19 protein-coding genes are annotated in these 21,467 nt (G+C 44.3%); 15 read left to right on the plus strand and 4 right to left on the minus strand.

The window, feature by feature from the left end; genetic code table 11:
- The first annotated feature begins 167 nt into the window (after positions 1–167).
- The 14 genes from H9653_RS06080 to H9653_RS06145 all read left to right on the plus strand — a co-directional run bounded on the left by H9653_RS06080 (position 168) and on the right by H9653_RS06145 (position 14,126).
- Positions 168–1,340, plus strand: a complete 1,173-nt coding sequence (locus H9653_RS06080; protein WP_191691225.1) for a muconate/chloromuconate family cycloisomerase — start codon at positions 168–170, stop codon at positions 1,338–1,340.
- A 42-nt stretch (positions 1,341–1,382) separates the two neighbouring features.
- Complete coding sequence (gene catC / locus H9653_RS06085; RefSeq protein WP_011513602.1) at positions 1,383–1,673, plus strand: muconolactone Delta-isomerase; 291 nt, start codon at positions 1,383–1,385, stop codon at positions 1,671–1,673.
- A 100-nt stretch (positions 1,674–1,773) separates the two neighbouring features.
- Positions 1,774–2,697, plus strand: a complete 924-nt coding sequence (gene catA / locus H9653_RS06090) for a catechol 1,2-dioxygenase (RefSeq protein ID WP_191691227.1) — start codon at positions 1,774–1,776, stop codon at positions 2,695–2,697.
- 128 nt (positions 2,698–2,825) lie between these two features.
- The gene (gene benA, locus H9653_RS06095) at positions 2,826–4,211 is read left to right on the plus strand and encodes a benzoate 1,2-dioxygenase large subunit (protein ID WP_191691229.1); all 1,386 of its coding nucleotides are present in this window, start codon (positions 2,826–2,828) and stop codon (positions 4,209–4,211) included.
- Between the two features lie 62 nt (positions 4,212–4,273).
- On the plus strand, positions 4,274–4,771 hold the full coding sequence (gene benB, locus H9653_RS06100; protein WP_020443471.1) for a benzoate 1,2-dioxygenase small subunit: 498 nt from the start codon (positions 4,274–4,276) through the stop codon (positions 4,769–4,771).
- Between the two features lie 65 nt (positions 4,772–4,836).
- Positions 4,837–5,853, plus strand: coding sequence for a benzoate 1,2-dioxygenase electron transfer component BenC (benC, locus tag H9653_RS06105; protein WP_191691231.1), 1,017 nt, complete (start codon positions 4,837–4,839; stop codon positions 5,851–5,853).
- 59 nt (positions 5,854–5,912) lie between these two features.
- A complete protein-coding gene (locus H9653_RS06110) occupies positions 5,913–6,692 on the plus strand; it encodes a 1,6-dihydroxycyclohexa-2,4-diene-1-carboxylate dehydrogenase (protein WP_191691233.1) in 780 nt (259 codons plus the stop codon).
- A gap of 89 nt (positions 6,693–6,781) precedes the next feature.
- A complete protein-coding gene (gene benE, locus H9653_RS06115) occupies positions 6,782–8,011 on the plus strand; it encodes a benzoate/H(+) symporter BenE (protein ID WP_191691235.1) in 1,230 nt (409 codons plus the stop codon).
- Between the two features lie 113 nt (positions 8,012–8,124).
- A complete protein-coding gene (locus H9653_RS06120) occupies positions 8,125–8,847 on the plus strand; it encodes a 3-oxoacid CoA-transferase subunit A (RefSeq protein WP_191691237.1) in 723 nt (240 codons plus the stop codon).
- A 26-nt stretch (positions 8,848–8,873) separates the two neighbouring features.
- Positions 8,874–9,539, plus strand: coding sequence for a 3-oxoacid CoA-transferase subunit B (locus H9653_RS06125; RefSeq protein WP_191691239.1), 666 nt, complete (start codon positions 8,874–8,876; stop codon positions 9,537–9,539).
- Positions 9,540–9,556: 17 nt separating this feature from the next.
- A complete protein-coding gene (gene pcaF / locus H9653_RS06130) occupies positions 9,557–10,792 on the plus strand; it encodes a 3-oxoadipyl-CoA thiolase (RefSeq protein ID WP_191691252.1) in 1,236 nt (411 codons plus the stop codon).
- Positions 10,793–10,874: 82 nt separating this feature from the next.
- Positions 10,875–11,654 carry a 3-oxoadipate enol-lactonase gene (pcaD, locus tag H9653_RS06135; RefSeq protein WP_191691254.1) on the plus strand — a complete coding sequence of 260 codons (780 nt, stop codon included), beginning with the start codon at positions 10,875–10,877 and terminating at the stop codon, positions 11,652–11,654.
- A 274-nt stretch (positions 11,655–11,928) separates the two neighbouring features.
- Positions 11,929–13,293, plus strand: coding sequence for an MFS transporter (locus tag H9653_RS06140; protein ID WP_102076542.1), 1,365 nt, complete (start codon positions 11,929–11,931; stop codon positions 13,291–13,293).
- Between the two features lie 299 nt (positions 13,294–13,592).
- Complete coding sequence (locus H9653_RS06145; protein ID WP_102076920.1) at positions 13,593–14,126, plus strand: DUF2058 domain-containing protein; 534 nt, start codon at positions 13,593–13,595, stop codon at positions 14,124–14,126.
- Positions 14,127–14,282: 156 nt separating this feature from the next.
- Here the strand turns inward: H9653_RS06145 and H9653_RS06150 are convergent, their stop codons facing one another.
- The 4 genes from H9653_RS06150 to speB form a co-directional block, all read right to left on the minus strand.
- Entirely contained in the window at positions 14,283–15,782 is a 1,500-nt protein-coding gene (locus tag H9653_RS06150; protein WP_191691242.1) for an aldehyde dehydrogenase family protein, read from the minus strand.
- 93 nt (positions 15,783–15,875) lie between these two features.
- Positions 15,876–17,282, minus strand: coding sequence for a YjiH family protein (locus H9653_RS06155; protein WP_191691244.1), 1,407 nt, complete (start codon positions 17,280–17,282; stop codon positions 15,876–15,878).
- A 126-nt stretch (positions 17,283–17,408) separates the two neighbouring features.
- Positions 17,409–19,151: a 5-guanidino-2-oxopentanoate decarboxylase gene (locus tag H9653_RS06160; RefSeq protein WP_191691246.1), complete on the minus strand. Its 1,743-nt coding sequence runs from the start codon at positions 19,149–19,151 to the stop codon at positions 17,409–17,411.
- 120 nt (positions 19,152–19,271) lie between these two features.
- Complete coding sequence (gene speB / locus H9653_RS06165; protein ID WP_191691247.1) at positions 19,272–20,240, minus strand: agmatinase; 969 nt, start codon at positions 20,238–20,240, stop codon at positions 19,272–19,274.
- A gap of 254 nt (positions 20,241–20,494) precedes the next feature.
- Here speB and H9653_RS06170 point away from each other — a divergent pair, with 254 nt between their 5' ends.
- On the plus strand, positions 20,495–21,394 hold the full coding sequence (locus tag H9653_RS06170) for a LysR family transcriptional regulator (RefSeq protein WP_191691248.1): 900 nt from the start codon (positions 20,495–20,497) through the stop codon (positions 21,392–21,394).
- Positions 21,395–21,467 lie beyond the last annotated feature (73 nt).

Consider the following 21,467-nt stretch of genomic DNA (forward strand, 5'->3'; position numbering starts at 1 on the left):
ACCTATAAGCCTATCGATACCTAAAGAACATAACACGGTGAAGGTTGATTATCAAAATACCCAAAAGGTATCAATATCAGACCAAATAGGTCTTAGACATGTCGTTATACAGCAACTATAGTTCTTATTAAGCATAAGGAAGCAGCATTAACTTAATAGGGACTGTTATGATTCGTTCAATTAATACTTTATTGGTACCGATACCTACTATAAGAGCTCATAAGCTCGCTTGTACCGTTATGAACGAACAAGTTTTGGTGTTGGTGCACATTCAAACAGAAGATGGCTATGAAGGTTGGGGTGAAGCAACCACCATTGGCGGTCTAAGCTACGCAGAAGAAAGCCCTCATAGCATCAAGACCAATATCGACACCTACTTTACCCCTCTTTTATTAAAAGAGCAGCCGACTAGTCCAGCAAAAGCCATGCAGCTGCTAAGTCTTCATATCAATGGCAACCGCTTTGCAAAGTGTGCCATCGAAACCGCCCTACTCGACATTGAAGGTAAACGCCTAAACCTACCAGTAAGTGAGCTGATTGGTGGTCGTGTTCGTGACCGTATCGAAGTGGCTTGGACGCTTGCCAGCGGCAATACAGCGACCGATATCGCCGAAGCTAAGCGCATGATTGAGCAAAAGCGCCATCGCATTTTTAAATTAAAAATCGGTAGCAATCCGATTACTGATGATGTGGCCCACGTATTAGCCATAAAAGCAGCCTTGCCTAATTGCCGCATTACCGTTGATGTCAATCAGGCTTGGACAGAACTTGAGGCAATACAAGGTATTAGCCTATTACAAGCTGGAGGCATTGATTTAATAGAACAACCTATATCAATGCGTAATAAAGCCGCCCTAAAACGTTTAACTGATCGCTTTGATGTGGCGATTATGGCGGATGAAATTGTCCAAGATCCTCAGAATGCCTTTCATTTAGCAGCAGATCATTATGCTGATGTCTTTGCGGTAAAAATTAATCAAGCAGGCGGATTGAGAGCAGCTTGTCTTATTGGACAAATGGCACATCTAGCAGGTATCGAGCTGTATGGCGGCACTATGCTTGAAGGGCCTATCGGTACGGTGGCCTCAGCTCATGTATTCTCAACCTATCCCAGTCTAAATTTTGACACCGAACTGTTTGGTCCGTTGTTATTAACCGACGATGTTTTAGCACAGCCTCTTGATTATCAAAATTTTGGGTTAAATGTACCTACGGGCGCAGGTCTTGGTATCGAAGTAGATAGCGATAAAGTCTATCACTACGCCAAACAAGCAATCAATAATTCACTTAAATCATCGAAGCCGCAATTTGCCACTAATGCTCAAACTGAAATGCTGTAACAGCTAAAAAAATTACCCGTCATCAAATATAAGGAAATAATTATGTTATACCACGTCAGAATGGATGTCTTAATCCCAACAGATATGGACGCCGACAAGGTCAACGAGCTTAAAGCCACCGAAAAAGCGCTGTCACAAAAGCTCCAAGAGCAAGGTAAATGGCGTCATATTTGGCGCATAGCCGGTCAGTACTCTAACTTCAGTATCTTTGATGTTGAGAGTAATGAAGAGCTACATGACATTATGATGTCATTACCGCTCTATCCGTATATGAAGGTTGAAGTGACACCATTGTTACGTCATCCATCATCTGTTCGTAGTGATGACAGCTAAAGCAAGCCAGTACAGCTGATATCAGAATCCATAAAAATTTGAGTAAGAATACTCACTATAACAACCCCTTAACAAAACAGTCCTCAACAAGGAGAGAGACATGGAACGCAGCCAAATTGAAACATTAGCTACGCAGTTCATCAAAGGTAAAATCGATTACCCAGAGCAAGTCAATCCACGCGTACAAGAGATTGTCTTGCGTATCGTGACCGACCTTATGCAAACCATTAACGACTTAAAAATCACTGCCGATGAATATTGGTCTGGCGTTGAGTTTATCGGTGATTTGGGCAAAGAAGCTGGTTTATTATCACCAGGCTTGGGTTTCGATCACTTCATGGATTTAATGATTGAAGAGGATTTAAAAGCAGCCGGTCTTGACGGTGGTACTGTACGTACTATTGAAGGTCCACTCTATGTCGCTGGTGCGCCAGAAGAAAAGGGCTTTGCGCGTCTAGATGATGGCACTGACCTTGATAATGGCACCGTGCTATTTATGCAAGGCACTGTTTATGGTGAAGATGGAAAGCCTCTTCCAAACGCAAAAGTTGAAGTGTGGCATGCCAACAGCTTAGGTAACTACTCTTTCTTTGATGAGTCACAGTCTCATTTCAACTTACGTCGTAGCATCATTACCGATGAAAACGGAAATTATGCATTCCGCAGCATCGTGCCGCTAGGTTACTCGGTACCACCAGAAGGAATGACGCAAAAAGTATTGGGCGCGCTAGGACGTCACGGTCATCGCCCAGCTCACATTCATTTCTTTGCCAGTGCCGACGGGCATCGTAAATTGACCACACAAATTAACATCGATGGCGATGAGTACTTATGGGATGACTTTGCCTTTGCCAGCCGCGAAGGCTTGGTACCAGAGGTAACGATGGTCGAAGATGCGGACAAGCTAAAAGAAAAAGCGCTTGATAAGCCTTACGCAAGTATCGACTTTGACTTTCATTTAGTAAAAGATATCGACCAAAACGTCCAAGGCAGCGAAGTAGAACGCCGCCGTGCTCAAGGTTAATGAGCACTCATATTAAATAGCATTCATTAATAACGATTAGCGACTTACGTTTGATATGTCCTTAGTTGTCGTATCAAACGTTAGCTTCTAATCTCATTTTATACCGTCATTATACAAGGAAGGCAGCCATGAGCGAGCGTATCAATCTAGTACCTGAAGGATCAGACATCACTATTGATGATTTTTTAGAAGAGAACAGTGAAAAAGGGATTTATCGCCTGCATCGTAGCGCCTTCACTAACGAAGAGTTGTTCGAGCTTGAGATGAAGTACATCTTTGAAAACAATTGGGTGTATTTGGCTCATGAATCTCAAGTTCCTGATAACAACGACTACTACACCTCATACATTGGTCGTCAGCCTGTTATTCTTGCCCGCAATAAAGAAGGCGAGCTGCACTGCATGATTAACTCATGCTCACATCGTGGTGCACAGCTCTGCCGACATAAAAAAGGCAATAAAGCCACTTACACCTGCCCATTCCACGGTTGGACCTTTAACAACTCAGGTAAGCTGCTTAAAGTTAAAGACCCAAGACATGCAGGCTATCCAGAATGCTTCAATAAAGAAGGCTCACACGACTTAAAACAAGTGAAGATGGCCAATTATAAAGGCTTTATCTTTGCCAGCTTAAATGATGATGTTCAGCCAATCGGAGACTGGCTTGGTGGCTCTACCAAAATTCTTGACATGATTGTCAATCAATCGCCAGAAGGTCTAGAAGTGTTACGCGGCACCTCAACCTATACCTTTGATGGTAACTGGAAGCTGCAAGCTGAAAACGGTGCCGACGGCTATCACGTATCAGCCGTCCATTGGAACTATGCGGCTACCACTGCCCGCCGTAAAGAAACTGAAGCAGTCAAAGAAGACAATATCAAAGCCATGAACGCTGGCAAATGGGGTCGACAAGGCGGTGGGTTTTACTCTTTTGAAAACGGACACATGCTGTTATGGACACAATGGGAAAACCCACAAGACCGTCCAAACTACGCTTATCGCGATGAGTATGTCGCCAGCTACGGTGAAGCCATGGCGGACTGGATGATTGAACGCTCACGTAACTTATGCCTATATCCAAACGTCTACATCATGGATCAGTTCGGCTCACAAATTCGTATGCTCCGCCCTATCGCGGTTGACAAAACTGAAGTTAGCATCTGGTGTATCGCACCAAAAGGCGAAAGCGATGAGTCACGTGCACGCCGTATCCGTCAGTATGAAGATTTCTTTAACGTTACTGGTATGGCAACCCCTGATGACTTAGAAGAGTTCCGCTCATGCCAAGAAGGTTATAACGGTATCAAGCTTGAATGGAATGATATGTGCCGAGGCTCCGAGCACTGGATTCAAGGTGCAGATGAAGGCGCTGCCGCTATTGACCTCAAACCTTTAATGAGTGGTGTTAAGACTGAAGATGAAGGACTATATACCGTCCAACATCGCTACTGGCATGAAGAGATGAAAAAAGCTCTAGAGCAAGAGCAGCAGCTACACGGTGCTAATAGCGACTAATACATTTTTTATTATTACTCTGCTATTTATTGTAGAACTGACAAAAAATAAGGATATCAATCATGAAAAATGCAACGGTTAACATTGAAGACATTAGACAGTTTCTATACCGTGAAGCGCGTTTATTGGATGAGAAAAAATGGGAAGAATGGCTCACTTATTACGATGAAGACTGCCCTTTCTGGATGCCAAGTTGGGATGATGATGGTCAGCTCATCAGCGACCCACAACGAGAAATCTCGCTGATTTATTATCCGGATCGCCGTGGTCTTGAAGATCGTATCTTCCGCATCGAGACTGAGCGCTCATCAGCGACCATTCCTGATACGCGTACCACGCACAATTTATCGAATATTGAACTACTCGAAGACAATGACGGTATTGTGACGGTGCGTTTCAACTGGATCAACAAGTCCTTTCGCTATCACGAGACCAATACCTATTGGGGTTACTCTCAGTACAAAATAGACATGACTCAAGACCAACCAAAAATTTTGGATAAGTATGTGGTCTTAAAAGACGACTATGTGCATCAAATTATGGATGTTTATCACGTCTAAACATTATTCACTCATTATTTAGCCACTAGCTTTTAATTAATACGTGTTGAAAAGGGATATTTCTCATGGAATATAATATTGCTCTACAGTTCGAAGACGGCGTCACAGGCTTCATCAAATGTGAAGCCGACGAAACCGTCGCCGAAGCCGCTTATCGTCAAAAATTTAATATCCCTGTGGATTGCCTTGATGGTGCTTGCGGTACTTGCCGTTGCCATTGTGAATCTGGCAGCTACGACATGCACCCTGATATGTATATCGAAGATGCACTGACAGAAGCTGAAGCCGCTGAAGGTTATGTACTCACCTGTCAGATGATTCCTGAAAGCGACTGCGTGATCAAAGTGCCAAGTTCTTCTGAAGCCTGTAAAGTCGGCAAGTCTGTATTCAAAGGCAAACTACAACAGCTGAATGTGCTGTCAGAATCCACTATTCATTTTGGTGTAGATATTGATAATCCCGAGGCTTTGGTCTTTCTTCCGGGACAATACGTCAACATCAACATTCCTAACTCCAACGAAACGCGCTCTTACTCATTTAGCTCTGTACCCAATGCCAAGCAGGCTGAGTTCGTCGTTCGTAATATTCCTAACGGCAAAATGAGCACCTTTTTATCTGATACTGCGACTATAGGTCAAGAGATTAATTTTGAGGGTCCATTTGGTAGCTTTTACCTGCGCCCTCTAATCCGCCCGACCCTATTTCTAGCAGGTGGTACTGGTATCGCACCTTTTTTATCGATGCTAAAAAGCTTAGAAGTGTCTGGTGCTCATCATCCTGTCAGGATGGTCTACGGCGTCACCAACGACTTTGATCTTATAGAAGTTCAGAAACTAGAAGAAGTCAAACAAAACCACCCTTGGTTTGACTACCGCACCTGTGTCGCCGCTGAAGACAGTAATCATGAGCGTAAAGGCTATGTTACCAGTCATGTTGATAATGAGTGGCTGAACGATGGTGACGTCGATGTCTACTTGTGTGGTCCGTTAGGGATGGTGGATGCGGTGAGTAATTGGTTAGACAGCAGTAATCTAAAACCGAGTAATTTTTACTATGAAAAATTCACGCCCAGTGAACAATAACGTAGCCTAGCCGTATTACTCTACTAGCAAAGCATGAGCAAGATTTTTAGGAGACCGTCATGAGTAAAAGATTTGATAATAAAGTATGTATCGTTACTGGTGCCGCCCAAGGCATCGGACGCGGAGTCGCTTTACGTTTGGCAAATGAGGGCGGAAAAATCGTCATGGCAGACTTTTCTCCATTAGTAGAAGAGGTGCTGGCTGAAATCATCGCTAATGGTGGAGAGGCAATTACCATTCAAGCCGACCTTGAAACCCATCAAGGTGCTAAAGAGGCTATTGATAAGGCACTTGATAGCTATGGGCGTATCGATATATTGGTCAACAATGTCGGCGGCGCAATATGGATGAAACCTTTTACCAGCTTCTCTGAAGCAGAGATTCAAAAGGAAATTAGCCGCTCATTATTTCCAACATTATGGTGTTGTCATGCTGTTTTACCAACCATGGTCAAACAGCAGTCAGGCACTATTGTTAATGTGTCCTCTATCGCTACTCGCGGTATCAACCGCATACCCTATTCGACAGCGAAAGGCGGCGTGAACGCCATGACCGCATCGCTCGCTTTTGAGTATGCAAACGATGGCATCCGTGTGAATGCTGTAGCAACTGGCGGTACTGAAGCGCCGCCCAGAAAGATTCCACGTAACGCCAAACCATTAACTGATGATGAAAAATCATGGATGAATGCGGTGGTTGATCAGACCATTGATCGCACCTTTATGAAACGCTACGGCACGATTGATGAGCAAGTCAATGCCATCTTGTTTTTAGCATCCGATGAGTCTTCTTATATTACTGGAAGTACCATTCCTGTGGGCGGTGGCGACGAAGGCTAATAATAAATCTGCCAATAAATAGCATGAACCTGAATTTGTCATCCCAAACTGTTAATCCCATGACCAATGCTAATTTGCAAGGAAGCAATATGGCCTCTGTAATCCAAACCTTAAAAAGCGATTGGTCGCTCTCCGCCTCGGTTGCAGGGTTCTTAGCGGTTCTTATTTCTTATGCGGGTCCTTTGATTATTTTTTTTCAGGCCGCACAAGCCGCACAAGTTTCAGATGCCATGATGGCGTCTTGGATTTGGGGTGTCTCCATCGGTGCTGCCATTCCTGGTATTTATTTATCTATTAAATATAAAACACCGGTTATTACAGCATGGTCCGCCCCTGGTACCGCTTTACTAGTTACCCTATTTCCACAGATGAGTATTAATGAAGCTGTTGCCGGTTATATCATCTCAGCGATTGTCATATTTATTGTTGGAGCGACAGGTTACTTCGACAAAATATTAAAATGGATTCCTAACGGTATTGCCGCTGGCATGATGGCAGGGATTCTATTTCAATTCGGCTTAGAATTATTTAAAGCCACTGATAGCATGCCATTTATCGTCTTTAGCATGCTCGGTTGCTATTTATTAGCCAAACGCTTTTCGCCGCGCTATACGATGATCTGGGTATTGATATGCGGTGTTATCTTAAGCGTCTTACTTGGCAAAATGAACCCTGTCCATTTCGATTTAGCCGTTACCATACCTACTTTTATTGCACCTGAATGGTCGTGGAACTCAACGTTTAACCTCGCTATACCCCTTATTCTTGTGAGCTTAACAGGACAGTTTTTACCGGGAATGGCTATTTTAAATCTTAGCGGTTATAACACGCCAGCCAAACCCATTGTCGCCATCTCTAGTCTCTCGTCGTTAGCAGTCGCCTGCGTTGGTGGTATTACCATTGTGCTTGCTGCCATCACTGCGGCGCTTTGTACTGGTAAAGATGCTCATGAGGTAAAAGAGAAACGCTATATTGCAGGCGTCGCCAATGGCATCTTCTATTTATTTGGCGGTTTATTTGCTGGCAGTATCGTGATGGTATTTAGCTTGCTTCCAAAAGAGCTTGTCGCGGCACTGGCCGGCCTTGCATTAATCGGTGCCATTTCTGCCAATATCACCATTGCTATGAAAAATGATGAGCAAAGAGACTCTGCATTGATTACATTTTTAGCGACAGCATCGGGTATGAGCTTTTTGGGATTAAGCTCTGTGTTTTGGGGCATTCTTATTGGCATGATTGCTCACTATATTCTGACCAAAAAACGCCTACTACCAACATCATCTATCTCATTAACGACCTCTAATAATGAAGCCAATTAAGAGCAAGTCTCTTACGAAAAAAATTAAGTAGTGTCAGAGCAATGAGTCCAACCCATGTACCACTTATTAATTTTAAAGACACTACCTCATATGACTTTTTATAGGATATAAACATGATTAACAAAGCAGATAAAAACATCACTGACGTACTTAGTCAAATCAAAGATGGCGCCACCATCATGATTGGTGGCTTCGGTACTGCAGGGCAACCAGCTGAACTCATTGATGGACTTATTAATTTAGGCGTAAAGGATTTGGTCATCATTAATAATAATGCCGGTAATGGCGATCACGGCCTTGCCAAGCTCTTAAAAACAGGTGCTGTGCGTAAAATCATTTGTTCTTTCCCGCGTCAATCGGATTCTTGGGTATTTGATGAGCTTTATCATGCTGGCAAGATTGAGCTGGAGCTAGTACCACAGGGTAATTTGGCTTGCCGTATTCAAGCAGCAGGTATGGGACTCGGTGCGGTATATACGCCCACAGGCTTTGGTACTTTACTCGCAGAAGGTAAGGAAACTCGAGAAATCGATGGTAAAGACTATGTTCTTGAATATCCGATCAAGGCTGATTTTGCTTTAATCAAAGCTTCTAGAGGCGATCGCTGGGGAAACTTGGTGTACCGCAAGTCTGCCCGTAACTTTGGTCCAATTATGGCAATGGCAGCTGACGTGACTATCGCCCAAGTCTCCGAAACGGTTGAGCTTGGCGCGCTTGATCCTGAACACATTATTACGCCGGGTATTTTTGTGCAGCATGTGGTGCAAATTCAGCCTGCTAGCACTGAATCTGCTAGCGCTGAACTTTTTAGCACAGCTACTACAGCCACCGCTTAATATTGCCAACTATAAGGAGCGTCATCATGAACCATACTTCCTACACCGTTTTGACCCGCGATCAAATCGCCGAGCGTGCTGCACAAGATATTCCAGATGGTGCCTATGTCAATTTAGGCATCGGACTACCAACTAAAATTGCCCAATACCTACCGGATGATAAAGATGTATTTTTGCATTCAGAAAACGGCTTATTAGCTTTTGGGCCACCACCTGCCAAAGGTGAAGAGGATCCCGAGCTGATTAATGCCGGAAAAGAGTACGTCACAATGCTCGATGGCGGCAGCTTCTTTCATCATGGCGACTCTTTTGCCATGATGCGCGGTGGTCATCTTGATATCTGCGTACTAGGTGCATTTCAAGTGGCTGAAAATGGTGATCTAGCCAATTGGAGCACCGGTGCGACAGATGCAATACCGGCTGTTGGCGGCGCGATGGATTTAGCCGTCGGTGCCAAAAAAGTCTTTGTGATGACCAATCACACCACCAAGACTGGCGACCCTAAAATCGTTAGCAAGCTTACCTACCCTGTGACTGGCAAAAACTGTGTTGATCGTATTTATACTGACTTATGTGTCATTGATGTCACTGATAAAGGTTTAGCCGTCACTGAAATGGTCGATGGCTTAAGCTTTGCGGACTTACAAGCATTGACGGGTGCGACGCTAATTGATGCTACAAATTCAAAATAATAAAAAGGACAAGGATGATGACTGATTCAATCACTGGTTTAAATGATGCTTATATTATCGATGCCATTCGCACACCTTTTGGACGCTACGGCGGCGCTCTAGCACAGATACGCGCTGACGATTTGGGAGCTATCCCTATCAAGGCGTTAATGGAACGTAATGCCAATGTCGATTGGGTACAAGTAGATGACGTTATTTACGGCTGTGCTAATCAGAGCGGTGAAGACAATCGCAACGTCGGGCGTATGTCATCGTTACTAGCTGGCTTACCTTATCAAGTGCCTGCCACTACCGTGAATCGCTTATGCGGCTCGTCAATGGATGCGTTAGCGATAGCGGCACGCGCCATCAAAGCCGGTGAAGCTGATTTGATTATCGCAGGTGGCGTTGAGAGCATGAGCCGTGCGCCATTGGTAATGGGTAAAGCAAATAAACCCTTTGATCGTAGTCAAACGCTTGAAGATACAACCATGGGCTGGCGCTTTATCAATCCAAAGCTTGACGAATTGTATGGCACGGAGACCATGCCGCAAACTGCTGAAAATGTCGCAGAACAATTCAATATCAATCGCGCTGACCAAGATGCTTTTGCCCTACGTAGTCAACAACGGACCGCAGCGGCGCAAAAGGCAGGGTTTTTCAAAGATGAGATTACTCCAGTCAGCATCCCGCAACGCAAAGGCGAGCCTATCACTGTCGATACCGATGAACACCCTCGCGCTGATACCACGCTTGAGAAGTTGACCAAACTGCGCCCTATCGTCACCTCAGATGGCACCGTGACGGCTGGCAATGCGTCAGGTATCAATGATGGCGCAGCGGCTTTTTTAGTGGCATCAGAGCAAGCGGTTAAAGAGTTTAATCTAAAACCGCGTGCACGTATTGTGGCCTCAACTACGGTAGGCGTTGAGCCACGTATTATGGGCTTTGCTCCAGCACCAGCGATAAAAAAACTACTGGTAAAAACTGGACTGTCACTTGATGAGATGGATGTCATTGAATTAAACGAAGCCTTTGCCGCTCAAGCTCTCGCTTGTACGCGTGACTTAGGGTTAGCTGATGACAGCGCGCGCGTCAACCCTAATGGTGGTGCCATTGCCCTTGGTCATCCACTCGGTGCCTCAGGCGCACGTTTAATTTTAACAGCACTCAATCAACTTGAGAAAACTGATAAGCGTTATGCTATTTGCTCGATGTGTATTGGGGTTGGACAAGGCATTGCGATGATTATTGAACGGGTTGTCAACGATTAGATAGTGCTATTCATAAATATCGCTCAAACCACCCACCATTACTACTGCAATGACATTACCATGATTAAAAAGGATAATAATGATGCCCATATTTGACAACAAAGACGTTGCCCTAAACTATGCCACTTTTGGCGATAGCAGCAATCCTGCTCTGATATTTTCTAACTCTTTGGGCACTAGCTATCATATGTGGCAGCCGCAAATCGATGCCTTACAAAACGATTACTTTATTATCTGCTACGATACCCGTGGCCATGGTAAATCTTCCGCACCAAAAGGCCCTTATCGTTTAGATCAGCTTGGACAAGACGTTATTGATTTGCTTGATTATCTAAACATCGATAAAGCGTCTTTTTGTGGCATCTCTATGGGCGGAATGACGGGTCAATGGTTAGCTATCAATTACCCTGACCGCTTCCATCACTTAATGCTTTGCAATACCGCCGCGAAGATTGGCAATGAGGATGCTTGGGTAGATCGGGCAAAATTGGTACGTGAGAAAGGATTAGAACCTATTGCATCGACAGCTGCTTCGCGTTGGTTTACAGCAAGTTTTATCGATGATTATCCAGATGTCGTTAAAGCATTATCTGATGCTCTCGCAGCTGGCAGTAGCGAGGGTTATGCTAGCTGCTGCGAGGCATTATCTGTCGCTGATACTCGCGAGCAGTTACAAGATATTCGTGTACCCGTCACAGTGGTTGCAGGTACTGAAGACCCTGTGACCACAGTTGCGGATGGTCAATACATGGTTGATCATATCCCAAATGCAACACTCACGACCATTAATGCCTCACATATCTCAAATATTGAACAGCCTGACGTGTTCAATCAATTAATCAAACAATATTTTCATGACTAATAGAGTTACGGATACCATCAGATTTTTTAGTAATAAAAAAATAGTCTAACAATTAAGAGTTTAAATCTTTCATTTGGTTTAAGAAAAGCACCTGCATATCTAAAGGATATGTAGGTGCTTTTCTCTTTTACCACATGTCACCGCCCTTTATTAAGTTACGTCAAAATCTATACTTTATAGGTATAAATTAATACTCAGATGGTTTTTGACTTGCTTGATAGAAAACAATAACTTAATAAAGACTTATAGGGATATTACCCACGGAGAAAAAAGAATGGACTCACCTACTTTAAACATCAATAGGGTTATTGATGAAGCCAAATTTGCACCTTTTCACTGGAAAGTCTTATTTTGGTGTTTATTGATTATTATCTTTGATGGCTATGATCTTATTATTTATGGTGTAGCATTGCCCCTACTCATGGAGGAATGGTCATTAACCGCAGTACAAGCAGGTTTTCTTGCCAGTGCTGCACTTTTTGGCATGATGTTTGGCGCCATGATTTTTGGAACACTCTCAGACAAGATTGGACGCAAAAAAACCATTATGATTTGCGTCGGCTTGTTCAGTAGCTTTACTTTTCTTGGTGCTTTTGCTGGTGGTCCAATACAGTTCGCCACTTTGCGCTTTATTGCAGGCCTAGGTATCGGTGGTGTTATGCCTATCTGCGTGGCTTTAACCTCCGAATATGCACCAAAACGTATTCGCAGTACTTTAGTTGCTATAATGTTTAGTGGTTATGCCATTGGAGGCATGGCATCGGCATTATTAGGCTCGTTTTTGGTGGTAGATTTTGGCTGGGAGATTATGTTTTATATCGCTGGCATTCCAATGCTACTTTTGCCAATCATTTGGAAAATGTTGCCTGAATCTTTGATGTATTTGGTAAAAGAGAAGCGAGATAAAGAAGCCAAAATTATTGTTAAAAAATTGGCACCGCAAGAAACGATTACCACTTCTACCAGTTTGCTATTGGACGAGCCGACCAAAGGCGATGATGCACCCATTAAAGCCTTATTTCTGAAAAACCGTGGTTTCACTACTATCATGTTTTGGGTCGCTTTCTTTATGTGCTTACTGATGGTGTACGCCCTTGCTAGTTGGTTGCCAAAACTAATGATTCAGGCGGGTTACTCACTAGGTGCAAGCATGCTGTTCTTATTTGCACTCAATATTGGTGGCATGGTGGGAGCTATCGGCGGCGGCATACTGGCTGATAAATTTCATCTTAAACCTGTCTTAGCCATCATGTTTGCCCTAGGCGCTGCGGCGTTGATACTGCTTGGCTATAACAGCCCTCAGCTAGTACTATATACTCTGATCGCGATTGCAGGCGCTACGACTATCGGCTCACAGATACTACTCTACACCTTTGTCGCACAGTATTATCCGACGAGTGTACGGACAACAGCTATGGGCTGGGCATCAGGTATTGGTCGTATTGGTGCTATCGTAGGTCCTATCTTAACTGGCGCGTTACTTACACTAGAGCTAAGCCACCAGACGAACTTTTTGTTTATCGCGATACCAGGATTAATTGCAGCCACTGCTATTTTCCTTGTGAATTTAAGCGCAGCAGTGGATGGCAAAACAAGCAAGGTACAACCAGTAACTTTAGATACGCCTATAGCAACCTAAATCTGACTAAACTCTATTTTTATTTAAGCATTTTTATATTACACCTATATAGCTTTTAGCGTACTCACGATGTGGGTGCGTCTTTTTGACAATTTGAATAAAAGCTTAGCTCTTTATCTTTAAACCTTATGTGAGAGATATTATGTACAATTACTTTTTAAAATTATTCTTTTAAGGCGTAATGAACGATTTTTACGCCAGACTGTGACAGTACTGCACAAAATTTGCTACCATAACCTTTTTAAACACTATAATTTTGGATCTAGGCAATTTCACTTAGGTACTTAGGTAATACAGACATGGCCAAAAACGCCCTACAAGAACAACTCTTAAAAGCTGGATTGGTGGATAGCAAAAAAGCCAAAAAAATCAGCAAACAGTCACAGCATGCCAAGCGCACAGGTGACGCATCAAATCTTGAAGCCAAAAAAGCCTTGGCAGACGCTCAAGCCAAAAAAATAGAAAAAGACCAAAAGCTCAATCAAGAAAAACAGCAGCTTTTAGAAGAAAAAACGCTAAGAGCCAACGTTATACAAATGATTAGGCAACATCAAATCACAGAAACACAGGGTGACATCACTTATCAGTTTGTTGATAATGGCAAAATTAAAAAGATTTATATCTCCCAAAAGCTCTATGATCAAATCGTAGCGGGTCATGTGGTGATTGCGCGCTTAGAAGACGATTATGCGCTGCTGCCTCGTCCACTAGCTGATCGTATCAACGCCAAGCTCGAAGGTTTCATTGTGGTGTCGAATGACAAGTCAGAGGTCGAGCTGGCAGAAGATGACCCTTATGCCGCTTATGTTATTCCAGATGATTTGATGTGGTAGTCTACAATTTTATGGCTACGCATTAACCAAAATCCCCTATATAGAATATCTATAACAGGGGATTTTTATTAGCGAGATAGAAAAATGCTCTAAGCGCAGAAAAGCATGATGATTAAAATGACAATGATTAAAATGATAAAGCGCTAAAATCAGCAATTACGACGGTAGCAAAACGTGCTTACTTTTCTGATAAGCAGACAAACCATCAGCACCCAATTCGCGACCAATGCCACTTTGCTTAAACCCGCCCCAGCCTGCTTCGGGCAATACGATTTGCTGCTCGTTAACCCAAATATGACCAGCTTGAATTTGTAGCGCCATCTCTAACGCTGCACTTTCATTGGCGCTCACAATAGTCGCTGCCAAGGCATACTTACTATCATTGGCAAGTTCAACCGCCCACGCATCGTCTGCAAAGGTGGTACTGACCAATACCGGCCCAAATACTTCTTCTGTCCATAACCGACTACTCACTGGTACCTCTGTATAAATGGTCGGCGTGACAAAATACCCTTGACGCTCTAGTATCTTGCCACCTGTTAGGCAATTAAGATTTTCATCAACCGCGATATCGATATACTTTTTGACTTGCGCAAGTTGCTGCGCACTGACCAGCGGTCCCATTTGCGTATCGACAGCAAAACCATCGCCAATTTTCAAAGTTTCTGTTTTTGTTTTCAGTGCGTCAAATAACGACTGCGCAATGTCTTGATGGACGAGCAATCTTGAGGTCGCAGAACAAATCTGACCGGCGTTGGTAAAGATACCACCGATGATTAAATCACAGGCATAATCAATATCAGCATCTGCGCGCACTACGATAGCGGACTTACCACCAAGCTCTAGACTGATATCCTTGATACCTGTTGCTGCTTGGCGCATTACTTTTTCACCGACGACATTACTGCCGGTAAAAGACACTTTGTCAATCAACGGGTGGCTGGTCATCGCCGCACCTACTTCTGCTGCGCCCGGTAGGATATTGACCACCCCTTTTGGCAGATTAATAGTAGACAATATATTGCCCAGCATCAACTCTGGTAATAGTGTCACCTCTGACGGTTTGAGAATAACAGTACACCCTGCCGCCAGCGCGGGCGCTAGTTTCCAAGCGGTGGTGACCATCGGAAAGTTCCAAGGCGCGATAAGGGCGCAAATACCAACGGGTGCATAGGTTTTTAATAAGCGTATGCTTGACTCGTTTGTCTCGACCTTAGACCAAGTCGTCTGCTCGGTGATAAGATTGGCATAATAGCGATAACAAGCAATGGCGTCGCTCACGTCTATTTTCGCCTCTGCAATCGGCTTACCATTATTCAATACCGACAACGCAACCAGCTTCTCAAACTGCTGCGCCATCGTATCTGCAATCGCCTGCAGATAACGCGCGCGCTCATTGACGCTGGTTTGCGACCAAGTTGCATAAGCGCGTGATGCGGCATAAGCGGCGCTGTCTACCTGTGCGCTACGACACAAGCGAGTTTTTGCAATGACTTCGCCGGAGTTTGGATCATATAAAGCATGCTCATCTACTGATTCAGAGGCTGCAATCGTGACCCAATCACCCTCTATGTAGGCGGCATTTAACCTAACTTCATTTTTCATGCTTTGCTGAGCGGCGGCTCTCGTTAAGGATAAAGAATTTGTTATTTCCATGATGACTAGTTGCCTTATATTGTTTAATAAAGTTGTCTTTACGCTAACTGTTCACTGCTTTTTTAATGCCAAAATGAGGCGTTGCAATCACGACTAATACAATAGATGCGCCACCGACGTAATGACCACCAAGCTAATCAGCGTCCGCAAGATAAAAATTATAAACAGCTCTAAGACGTTCAGCTTGATGTTTGATTTCAATATCAGCGCGCCTACCTCAGACATATAGATAATCTGGGTAATAGAAGCTGCACCAACGATAAAACGCGTCATTTCACTCTCAATACTTTTACCAACCAATGCTGGCAAGTACATATCGGCAAAGCCCATAATCATCGCAGGCGCGGCCTCTGCTGCCTCTGGAATTTGTAGTAATTCAAGCAACGGCACGAGCGGCGCAGAGAGCCAATTAAATACCGGCGTGTATTCTGCTAAACCAAGACCAATAACGCCAATAGCAAAAATAACCGGAATTAAGCCAAAATAAATATCAAATAAGTTCTTTAGGCTGTGCTTAAACACTTTCCCTAAGCTTGGCATAGAATGCGCGCGCGTGACGGCACGATTGACCGCCCATTGGTAAGTAGAATACTCAGTAGGGATTTCTTCATCGAGCATACTTTTACCAGAATGATAAGTGTCAGGCTTTAATGACAGCGGCGGTATACGCGGCATAATAATCGCAGCGATAAAACCAGTTGCAGCAATGGTTAGATAAAAGAAAACAAAGTTGTTGTCAACGCCGATGGTCTTGGCAACGACATAAGTAAAGGCGATGGATGTCACCGAAAAAGTGGTGGTGATAATTGCTGCTTCACGCTGACTATAGTAGCTTTTATCATACTCTTGCATGGTCACCAGCAGACCAATAGAGGCGGCGCCAAACCAAGAGGACATGGCATCGACCGCAGAGCGACCCGGCAACCTGAATAACTTAACGAACACCTTGCTAGCTAAAGTACCCAAAAATTCCATCAAACCGAAATCTGTAAGAAACGGTAAGGATAAAATGGCAAAAAAGAACAAAGGAATCACAACAGGAATCAGATCTTCGAAAATCACGCCGCCGGTATTATGATTGATAATAAACTCAGGGCCGACTTGTAAATAAATCATCCACGCAAACAGCACGCCCAAAAAGCGGGCAGCAAACCAAAACCAATCGACATCAAAAAGCTTTGTCCACATGGAGCCTGCGGGCAGATTGGGTCTTAAAACCTTAACGGTCAGCGCCCCGATAAAGGAGGTCGTCACAATTGCCAATACCGCGTAAACCACATAACTGCCCAGCACTGCTTGCAAGGTATCGCTTAATACGCCCAATAAAATGGTGACTTTGCCATCCCACTGAAAGGGAATAATAAACAGCGCAATACCCAGTGCTGAAAATAGCAAAAACTTCCACATGGAGGCGCGCCAATGTAGTCCTTCTGGCGTGCCTGAAACGATGGTATTGTTACCTAAGATTGGCTGCTGGGATTTATCTATATAGTTCGTCATTCAATCCTCCTTGATAGGTGACGAGCGTCAATTTTTTCTTTGGCGGCCCAATCTATCCATAGACTGAGCGCATTGCGCAAATAGTTAGATAACGTTTTATAAGTTATTTTTAGTAGCAATTATGCTTTAGCTAAAGCAGGTAAAACCTTTACCCATTTCAAGAAGAAATGCATCGGCTTCATCGACTTCATAAATAATTGGTTGTTTGCCTTTAATATCCTCTTGCAAGGCATCTAATAGCTGCTGCTTATCTGTGATTCGACGATAACCGGCGCTAAATCCTGCAGCTAACCGCTCAAAGTTCGGGGTTTTTATATTAACTCCAATCAAAGGCAATCCACCCTCTTGCATATAGCGGCGAATCTCACCATGACCTTGGTTGTTCCATAACAGCACAATTAATGGCAGCTCAAGCTCGGCAGCGCAGATTAGCTCGGTAATAGTAAACTGAATGCCGCCATCACCAATCAGGCTGATAACGGGCGCTTTTGAGCCAATCATGGCACCAATCGCGGCGGGCAAACCATAACCCAGGGTGCCAAAGCCCGTCGATGAGTTAAACCATCGACGCGTAGTTAACGCTTCAAAGCCAAGATTGCCGCTATAAACAGGCTGGGTTGAATCGCCAACGAAGATAACGTCTTCCACCTCATCTCGAATCAGCTGTAGCAGCGCGTTTTGACCAGCAAAATCTGGCGTCATTTCTTCTATCAACGCTTGCTTTACCTTTGCTACTCGCGGTGCTGCTTGATGATGCAGCGGTTGATTTTCTAAGCGCGTACATAGACCACTAATAGCCATTTGCGCATCCGACAATAGCGCAATATCCGCTCTAAACGGACGCTGTAATTGCTGAGCTTCACAGTCGATACGAATCAACGTGCCATTGATTTTGAACCCACCATTAAAAAAAACATCGTAATCAGTCTCACCAAGCTCCGTACCTATCGCCAATACTAAGTCGGCCTCGCTAATGACGGCGCGACCAGCGTCCAATGATTGATTGCTACCCAAACTCAGCGGATGCGCAGGCGGCAGTAAACCTTTGGCATTGATGGTCAAAAATGTCGGCGCATCGATAAGTTCTGACAGTTTTTGTGCGTCATGATTAACATCCACGCAGCCACCACCATAAAGTAAGACTGGATTTTTTGCCGTTTTTAAGGTTTCAACAATCAAATCTAATTGTGCAGGGTGAGGAAGTGGTTTGTTTGCTTGTAGTTGTGCCAAAATATTATTAGCAGATTGGCTGTTTAGAGAAGTATCTAGCTTATTTAGTTTAGGCGGCTTGGCGACATGGCGGGCATCAGCGGTAATCACATCAATGGGCAGCTGGATATGCACCGGTCCTGGACGCGCGGCATTAAATAACGCAAAAGCTTCGGCGATGACTTTGGGTAATGACTCAGGCTGCCAAATGGTTTTACTCATAAGCGCCACCTTACTGACCATACCTTGCTGGTCATGCAATTCATGCAAGTGCCCTTCACCGCTGCCGGTATGCTGCACTTTATTGACACTAGATATCACCAGCATCGGTATAGAATCCGCCAATGCTTGCGCCATCGCCGTCATGATATTGGTCATGCCGGGACCAGTGATGATAAAGCACACTCCGACTTTACCAGACGCGCGGTAATAACCATCCGCCATAAAGCCTGCGCCTTGCTCGTGACGCGGCGTCACGTGGCGAATATTGGTATTCGGCAGGCCACGATATAGCTCGACCGTATGTACGCCCGGAATACCAAATACCGTCTTCACCCCGTAATATTCTAGCCACTGTACGAGTAGCTCACCACAAGTTAGAGATGAGGCAGTTGGCGCGGAATTTGGCAATGAAGAAGGCGTTTGTAGAGAATGCGTCATGAGTTAATCATCCTAAAAAATTTAATAGCAATTAAATAAGTCGTTCAGTATCAAATCCAAGCTAAACCCAAACTACCCTTTAATTCCTTATAAAGGACAGTTTGGGTTTATAAATTATTTTCAATAAATGGCTTTAACCTTATCGTCATAGCGCACGCCCGGTAAGATACATAGCATCTCAAATAGCAGGTTCGCGGCTAGTACCGAGGTGTTACCAAACGGGTCATACGGCGGTGACACTTCTACTAAATCGCCACCGACCACATCAAGGCCACGCATACCGCGAATGATTTCGATACCTTGAGTGGATGTCAAGCCACCGATTTCAGCGGTTCCCGTACCCGGTGCAAACGCAGGATCAATACCATCAATATCAAAACTTAAGTATACTGGGCCAGCGCCTAATTTTTCGCGCACTTCTGCCATTAATGGTATCAGTGATTTATACCAGCACTCCTCAGCAGGCACGACGCGAAAACCCTGCTCGGTTGACCAATCAAACTCTTCGGCGCTATAACCCGTGCCACGCAGACCAATCTGAACGACGCGATTGCCATCGATGAGGTTCTCTTCGACAGCTCGGCGGAACGGCGTACCATGAGCGATTTGTTCGCCAAACATCTCATCATTGATATCGGCATGGGCATCGATATGTACCATCCCAACAGGGCCATATTTTTTGGCGAGCGCACGTAAGATAGGCAAAGCAATGGTATGGTCGCCGCCTAATGTCAACGGAATAGCGCCATGACTGAGGATTTTATCGGTATAGAATTTCTCAATAATATCGACGCTTTTTAGCAGGTTAAAGGTGTTGATAGGCACGTCGCCAATGTCAGCGACTTGTAAGGACTCAAAGGGAGCGGCGCGAGTGGCGACGTTATAAGGGCGAATCATACGGGATTCATCGCGAATCTGGCGTGGTCCCAATCTAGCACCGCTACGGTTTGAGGTGCCGATATCTAAAGGCACGCCAACAAAAGCCACGTCTAGCCCCTCAGCATCCGCTTGGGTTGGCAGGCGCATCATAGAGGCGAAGCCGCCAAATCTTGGCATATCGTTGCCGCTTAATGGTTGATTGAATTTCATCACTTACATCCTTATATCGATTGGTCAAAACAGACAGTGTGTCTACATTACTTTTTATCTATATTACTTTTTGTCTATGCCGTTTTTTCTATAGCTCTGACAATACCTAAATATCAAAGGCGAGACCATGGTAAAATTTAGAAGTAAACTTCTGGTTTTTCGTAGTAACTTTGATTTATTCGTTATTTATAGAAGTTATATAAAAAATTTGGTTAAGACGGTTTAAGATAATAGATACGGGGACATGACTTTCCATGCTAGATGAATTGATAAAAATTGACATCAAGACCCTGCGCAGCTTTATGGCCATCGTGGAATGCCAAGGCGTGACCGCCGCGCAGTCACGCTTAAATGTCACGCCGTCTGTCATTAGCGGTCATTTAACCCATTTAGAAGATCGTTTGGGTATGACGCTTTGTCATCGCGGGCGCGCGGGTTTTAAGCTCACCGAAGACGGCGCAGCGGTTTATGAGGCTTGCTTAAGCTTTAATGAGGCGGTGGCCAGCTTTCAGCATCAATTGCACTATATTCGGCAACTGGATTCGGTACGCGGCGGTCATATTCGATTATGTCTTATCGATCAGATGCCAACATTTTTTTATGATGTCTTGCGTCAATGCTTGGCTGCGAGCTATCGTCAAAACCCACTGATACATTTTTCTATCGATGTGCAAAGCCCTGAGAGTATGCTTGATAAGTTACTTAGCAATGAAAGTGATATTGGCGTGGGTTATTTTAGCAGCTTCCCGCCCCTATTGACCTTTCAGCCAGCATTTATCGAAAAGCAAGTCGTCTGCTGCGGACGCGAGCATCGGCTATTTTATGAGGCAGACGGTTTAACTTTTGAGGACTTGGAACAAAATTATCCTTGGATAAAACGGGGTTATATTACTGACCTAAGTATCAACCATGTGCGTCCAAAAACGTTAAGCGCCACCACTTATCATATGGAGGCGACCGCACAGTTAATTTTGGCGGGTCATCACGTCGGCTACCTTCCCAATGATTTGGCCAAGCGTTATGAAGAGAAAGGAATGATGAAAATACTATTGTCCAATGAGGCAAGCCATGAGGTCAAACACCATTGGGCTTATCGAGAAAATCTGCATAAGCATGTCGCTGATTTTTTGCAGCAAATGACTGGGCTTTTTTGACATACTCCCGCCACTTTCGACAAGCTCAAGTGGGGGATTCTAAAAGCAAAAGCTCTTAGGCGACTTTCTCACG

The sequence above is a fragment of the Psychrobacter communis genome, from assembly GCF_014836505.1.
Classification (GTDB): domain Bacteria; phylum Pseudomonadota; class Gammaproteobacteria; order Pseudomonadales; family Moraxellaceae; genus Psychrobacter; species Psychrobacter faecalis.